At 61.7% G+C, this 6,840-nt stretch carries 4 protein-coding genes and 1 tRNA gene; all 5 read right to left on the reverse strand.

Annotated elements, in window-relative coordinates; translation table 11 throughout:
- Positions 1 to 16: 16 nt before the first annotated feature.
- Positions 17 to 2,713, reverse strand: coding sequence for a valine--tRNA ligase (locus ACQRAQ_RS02915; RefSeq protein WP_427793834.1), 2,697 nt, complete (start codon positions 2,711 to 2,713; stop codon positions 17 to 19).
- Positions 2,714 to 3,021: 308 nt separating this feature from the next.
- A complete protein-coding gene (clpX, locus tag ACQRAQ_RS02920) occupies positions 3,022 to 4,437 on the reverse strand; it encodes an ATP-dependent Clp protease ATP-binding subunit ClpX (RefSeq protein ID WP_427793836.1) in 1,416 nt (471 codons plus the stop codon).
- A 1-nt stretch (position 4,438) separates the two neighbouring features.
- The gene (locus ACQRAQ_RS02925; RefSeq protein ID WP_022095182.1) at positions 4,439 to 5,059 is read right to left on the reverse strand and encodes an ATP-dependent Clp protease proteolytic subunit; all 621 of its coding nucleotides are present in this window, start codon (positions 5,057 to 5,059) and stop codon (positions 4,439 to 4,441) included.
- A 163-nt stretch (positions 5,060 to 5,222) separates the two neighbouring features.
- On the reverse strand, positions 5,223 to 6,524 hold the full coding sequence (gene tig / locus ACQRAQ_RS02930) for a trigger factor (protein ID WP_370450562.1): 1,302 nt from the start codon (positions 6,522 to 6,524) through the stop codon (positions 5,223 to 5,225).
- 88 nt (positions 6,525 to 6,612) lie between these two features.
- A tRNA-Leu gene (locus ACQRAQ_RS02935) sits at positions 6,613 to 6,696 on the reverse strand.
- Positions 6,697 to 6,840 lie beyond the last annotated feature (144 nt).

The raw sequence follows: 6,840 nt of genomic DNA on the forward strand, positions 1-6,840 counted from the left end.
CGTCCCCCAGTAACGCTTACGAGAAGTCAGCAACCTGAGCAGTCAGCGCCTCCAGGATCTCCTTGAGCTCAGCTGCACGGTCCCTCTTCTTCTGGACCACCGCGGGCGCGGCCTTGGCCACAAAGCCCTCGTTGGCGAGCGTCTTCTCGCAGCCGGCGAGCTCCTTCTGGGCCGCGACGATCTCCTTCTCCAGACGTGCCTTCTCGGCCGAAAGGTCAACCTTTCCCTCGAGCACCACAAAGACCTCGACGCCGCTGTCGACCACGGCGATACTCGCGGCCGGCTTCTCAACATCGGTACCCATGACCAGCGAGGCGGTATTGGCCAGCGGCTCGATGGTCGAGCGCAGGCTCTCGAGCTTCTCGATATCCTCGGCACCGGCACGCACGACCACGTCGAGCTCGGCCTTGGGGCTCAAGCGATAACGCGAACGCGTGGCGCGGGCGGCAGAAACGACGGTGCGACACAGCTCAAACGCGCGCTCGGCGTCCTCGTCGACATACTTGACATAGTCGGCAGGCTCGGGCCACTTGGCGATCATGAGCGCCTCGGCGCGGTCCACGTTGCCCTCGGCGTCCAGGTCGAGCACGCTCGCCGGCATGTTGTCCCAGATCTCCTCGGTGACAAACGGCATGAGCGGGTGCATCAGGCGAATAGAGGTATCGAGCACAAAGATCAGGTTTCGCTGCGCCTGCAGACGGCCCTCGCCCTTCAGGCGCGCCTTGGTGACTTCGACGTACCAGTCGCAGACCTCGTTCCAGAAGAACTGCTGAACGCCGCGGGCCATGTCGCCAAAGGTGTAGTTCTCGATGCCCTCGGTAACCATCTTGACGGCCTTGGCCAGACGGCTGAACATCCAGGCGTCGGCCGGCGTCTCCACGACGGGCTCGCCGGGCGTGTAGCCCTCCATGTTCATAAGCAGGAAGCGGCTCGCGTTCCAGATCTTGGTCACAAACGACTTGGCCTGCTCGGTACGCGGGCTGTCGATAAGCTTCTTGGTCTTCTTGTCGATGTTCGCGTCAAACTTGACGTCCTGGTTGTTGGTGCAGAGCGTCAGCAGGTTGTAACGCATGGCGTCGGCACCGTACATGCCAATGAGATCCATGGGGTCAACGCCGTTGCCCTTGGACTTGGACATACGGCTGCCGTCCTTGGCAAGAATCGTCGGGTAGATGACGACATCCTTAAACGGCACCTCGTCCAGGAAGTACAGCGAGCTCATGACCATGCGGGCGACCCACAGCGCGATGATGTCGCGCGCGGTGACGAGTGCCGTCGTGGGGTGATGTCCCTCGAGCAGCTCCGGCTTTTGGGGCCAGCCCTGCGTGGCGAAAGTCCACAGCTGCGAGCTGAACCAGGTGTCCAGCACGTTCTCGTCCTGATGCACGTGATGACCGCCGCACTTAGGGCACACGTCGGTGTCCTCGGTAAGGGCATCCTCCCAGCCGCAGTCCTCGCAGTAGAACACGGGAATACGGTGGCCCCACCACAGCTGGCGGCTGATGCACCAGTCCTTGAGGTTCTCCATCCAGGTGGTATAGGTCTGCGTCCAACGCGCGGGGTGGAAGGTCACCTTGCCGGAGTTGACGGCATCGAGCGCCGGCCCCTTGAGCTTGTCGACGGCCACAAACCACTGCTCGGACAGCCACGGCTCCAGTGCGGAGTCGCAACGGTAGCAGTGCATGACGGAGTGATCGTGATCCTCGACGTGATCGAGCAGGTCGTGCTCCTCAAACCACTTGATGACGGCCTCGCGGCACTCCTCGCGGGTCATGCCGGTAAACTCGCCGTAGCCCTCGACGACCACCGCATGCTCGTCAAAGATGTTGATCTGCGGCAAGTCGTGGGCCTGACCCATGGCGTAGTCGTTGGGGTCGTGGGCCGGGGTGACCTTGACAAAGCCGGAGCCAAAGTTGGCGTCGACATGCCAATCCTCAAAGATGGGGATCTCGCGGTCGACGATGGGGAGCTTGACGGTCTTACCCACAAAGGCGGCCTTCTCGGGGTCCTTCGGGGAGACAGCCACGCCCGTGTCGCCGAGCATGGTCTCGGGGCGCGTAGTGGCGACGACGATGTAGTCCTGGCCGTTGACCGGCTCGGTCAGCGGGTAGCGCAGGTGCCACAGGTGACCCTTCTCGTCCTTGTACTCGGCCTCGTCGTCCGAGATGGCGGTGGTGCAGTTGGGGCACCAGTTGACGATGCGCTTGCCGCGGTAGATCAGGCCGTCGTGGTACCAGTCGCAGAACACCTTGCGCACGGCCTGGGCGTAGTCCTCGTCCATGGTAAAGCGCTCGTTATCAAAGTCGACGGAGCAGCCCATACGCTTGATCTGCTCGACGATGATGCCGCCGTACTCGTGGGTCCAATCCCAGCAGGCGTCGACAAACTTATCGCGGCCGATCTCCAGGCGGCTGATGCCCTCGCTCTTGAGCTTCTTGTCGACCTTGGTCTGCGTGGCGATACCGGCGTGGTCGGTACCGAGCACCCAGCGGGTGGACCTACCGCGCATGCGGGCCATGCGGATGATGGCATCCTGGATGGAATCGTCGGTGGCGTGACCCATGTGGAGCTTGCCGGTCACGTTGGGAGGCGGAATGGTGACAGTGCAGTCGCCCACGCCCTCACGGCGCTTGTAGTAGCCGCCGTCGAGCCACTTCTGCAGGATCGCCGGCTCGTTGGTCGACGGATCGTAGTTTTTGGGCATCTCTTCCATATATCTCTCCCGTCCCACCGGGGAGGAATGTAGGCCCGCCAGGGTCTGCATTCCTCCCCTTAGGTATCAATTACTTCAGTCTGATACGACTTCGCTGAGGCTTAAACAAACACACAGAATAACACAGGTAGTTGGGGTTATTGCGTATATATAAAATAGCCTCCGACCGCGGGTGGTCGGAGGCTATTCAAATTCACATTTGCGAAACCTACCGTTTAGGGACAGGTTTTTTTGGTCGGTTTTATATGGGCAAACGTCATTCTCCCTGATAAAACCTGCCAAAATAAACCTGTCCCTTTTTGGCAGGTTTACCCGTAGATGCGCTGGGGCTGCTCGGTGCCCTTTACGGAGGCTTCGGTCACGATGACCTTGGCGACTCCTTCCTCGCTCGGCAGGTCGAACATCGTCTGCTGCAGCACGTCCTCGCAGATGGAGCGCAGGCCGCGGGCGCCGGTCTTGCGGGCAAGCGCCATGCGGGCAATCTCGTGCAGGGCGGCGTCCTCAAACTCAAGCTCAACGTCCTCGAGCTGGAACATCTTGCGGTACTGACGCACAACGGCGTTCTTTGGCTCGGTCAGGATCGACACCAGGTCGTCCTCGTCGAGCGCCTGTGTCTGGGTGACGACGGGCGTACGTCCCACAAACTCGGGAATCATACCAAAGGCGTTGAGGTCCTGCGGGAGCACCTGACGCAGCAGGTCGTTCTCGTCGACCGAGGTGGGGCCGGCGATCTCGGAGTTGAAGCCCACGCCCTTGTTGCCCACGCGATCGGCGATAATCTTGTCCAGACCCACAAAGGCACCGCCGCAGATAAACAAGATATTGGTCGTGTCGATCTGCAGCAGCTCCTGCTGGGGGTGCTTGCGGCCGCCGGTGGGCGGAACGCTTGCCACCGTGCCCTCAAGGATCTTAAGCAGCGCCTGCTGAACGCCCTCGCCCGAAACGTCGCGGGTGATGGAGAGGTTCTCGGCCTTGCGGGCGATCTTGTCGATCTCGTCCACGTAGATGATGCCGACCTGCGCACGCTCGATATCGCCATCGGCAGCATTGATGAGCTTGAGCAGGATGTTCTCCACGTCCTCGCCCACGTAACCGGCCTCGGTGAGTGCGGTGGCGTCGGCGATGGCAAACGGCACCTCGAGGATGCGCGCGAGCGTCTGGGCGAGCAAGGTCTTACCGGTACCGGTGGGACCGAGCAGCAAGATGTTGGACTTGGCGAGCTCCACCTCGTCCATATCGTCGTCGAGCCGCGAACCCGCACCCGAGGCCTCGTCAAAGGCCGAAAGCGCGGCGCCGCCCTCGATCACGCGACGGTAGTGGTTGTACACGGCAACCGACATGGCGCGCTTGGCGTCTTCCTGACCCATGACATAGGCCGAAAGCTCGTCATAGATCTCGTGCGGGGTCGGCACGTGCGTAATGACCTGACGCACGTCGTCCTCGAGCTCAAAGCCCTCGGCCTCGGGATCCATGGCAGGCTGCCCGGCAGCCTGACCGTGGTCGTTGAGGAAGCCCGGCAGCTTGCCGTTGCGGGCGGCATCCATAAAGTCCGAAGCCAGCGACTCCTCCAAGATCTCGGAGCAGGCGGCAACGCACTCGTCGCAGATAAAGATGTTGGTGGGGCCCTTTACAAGGCGGCGCACCTGACCCTGCTCTTTTCCGCAGAAGGAGCAGCGGATGGGGTTGCCGTTCTCGTCAAAGTTGTCCTGCATGTTACCGGCCATCCTAGGCGTCCTTCGCGGCAAGATCGCGCGAGGTGACGATACGGTCGATCAGGCCATAGTCGAGGGCCTCGGCAGCGGTCAGGTAGTTGTCGCGCTCGGTATCGGCCTGGACCTTCTCGATCGGCTGGCCCGAGGCGTCGGACAAGATCTGGTTGAGCTCGCGACGGGTCTTCTTGATCTCCTCGGCCACGATCTCGATCTCGGTCTGCTGACCCTGGGCACCGCCACTGGGCTGGTGAATCATGACCTTGGAGTGCGGCAGGCAGAAGCGCTTGCCCTTGGCGCCGGCCGAAAGCAGCACGGCGGCCATAGACGCGGCCATACCGACGCAAATGGTGGAGACCTGCGGCTTGATAAAGTTCATAGTGTCCAGAATCGCTAGGCCGGAGTAGACCTCGCCACCGGGCGAATTGATGTAGAGCGAGATATCCTTCTCGGCATCCTGGCTCTCAAGATGCAGCAGCTGGGCAACGACCAGGTTGGCGCTGACGGAGTTGATCTCCTCGCCCAAGAAGATGATGCGGTCGTTGAGCAGGCGCGAATAGATATCGTAGCTGCGCTCGCCGCGCGGCGTCTGCTCGATAACGTATGGCACGAGGGCGGAATCGAACTTAGCGATCATACGCATCTCCATTTCTCTCTTGCGGACCAAATTGGTTCTAGATAAACGTACGGTGCCCGCATGCTATGCATTGGCTGGCACCGTACGAAGCAACCGAATAACCGGTTTATAACTTTACCCCATCACGGGCGCCTGCATGCGCTCGCGGGAAAGGTGGCGAGAATTACTCGGCGTCCTTGGCGGTCTCGTCGACCTCGGTCACCTTGGCGTTCTCGACCAGGTGGTCGACGGCCTTGGAGCGACGGATGGACTCGCGGACGGCAGGCATGCGTCCATCGGCGATGAACTCGGCCTTGGAAGCCTCGACGTCCTTGACGCCGGCCTTCTCGAACTCGGCGTTGACGTCGTCCTCGGTGACCTCGATCTTGAGCTCACGGGCGAGGGCGTCGAGCGCCAGGGACTCACGGGCAACATCGTTGGCCTGCTTGTGCAGGTCGCCGATGAACTGCTCCATGGTCAGGCCGGAAGCGGGCAGCCAGGTGTCCAGCGTCATGCCGCGGGCAGCGAGGTTGGACAGGAAGTTCTGGCCAAGCTCCTCAAAGACAGACTGCTCGTAGTCGGCGTCCATCTCCTCGAGCTGCAGACGCTCGGCGAGAGCGGCGACGCAACGGTTCTCCTTCTCGGCCGGAAGGCGGGAAGCCTTGTCCTGCTCGATCTCGAGCTTGATGGCGTCGCGCATAGCGTCGATGCTGTCGAAGCCAAAGTCGGACTTGACGAGCTCGTCGGTGAGCTCGGGGGTGTTGCGGACCTTGATGCCCTTGACGGTGACCTCGACGGTGTGGGTCTCGGCCTCCTCGCCATCCTCGACCTCGTCGGTCCAGGTGACGGTCTTGACGTCGTCGACGTTAGCACCGATCAGAGCCTCGTTGAACTCCTTGGGGTTGCTGTCGCTACCGGCGATGAGCATGCGGCCCTCGGCAGCGAAGTTGTCGGCGTTCTCGACGGCCTTGAGGTCGACGGTAACGTAGTCCTCGGCCTCGACGGCACGATCCTCGACGTCCTCGAAGGTAGCGCGGTAGTTGAGGAGCATCTCGACCTGGTTGTTGATCTCGGACTCGGTGACCTCCGCGGGAGGCATCTCGATCTCGACGGCGTCGTAGGAGGAGAGCTCGGCGGCAGGACGCAGAGAGAACTCGACGGTGTAGGTGTAGTCCTCGTGATCCTTGGCGAGGTCGAGCTCCTTGTAGTCACCGTTCTTGGTGGGGACGATGTCCAGCTCGTTGAGGACGGCGGGCTCGTTGGCGGCGATCAGATCGTTGGTGGCCTGAGCGAGGGTGGCCTCGGCGCCAAGAGCAGCGTCGATGACCGGACGGGGAGCCTTGCCGGCACGGAAGCCCGGGAAGCGGTACTTCTTGGCGGTGTCCTTGTAGGCCTTCTTGATCGCGGCGTCGACGTCGGCGGCCGGGATGGTGACCGTAGCGGTGAGCTTGGCGTCCTTGACGTCAGAAGCGGTGATGTTCAACACGTTCCTCCTCATACTGCCCAGCTTATCTGAGGTGCTGGTACCTTTATGCAACAAAGTGTCGCGACGGCCGAGGCCGACGCAGGTGCGTTGGTGCGGGCGAAAGGACTCGAACCTTCACGGGAATCCCACCAGAACCTAAATCTGGCGCGTCTACCAATTCCGCCACGCCCGCATGAGCGCACAGACTAGGAATGATAGCAGATACGAACGGCAAGCGCACGCACACCTTTTTAGGCCCACGACCTCACCACGAGTTACAGCGGAACAGGGTAGCTAATTTGGGACGGGGCCTTTTTAGCTACCCCGCTTGTGGGGG

Source organism: Collinsella sp. SGI.178 (assembly GCF_050313495.1).
Taxonomy (GTDB): Bacteria; Actinomycetota; Coriobacteriia; order Coriobacteriales; family Coriobacteriaceae; genus Collinsella.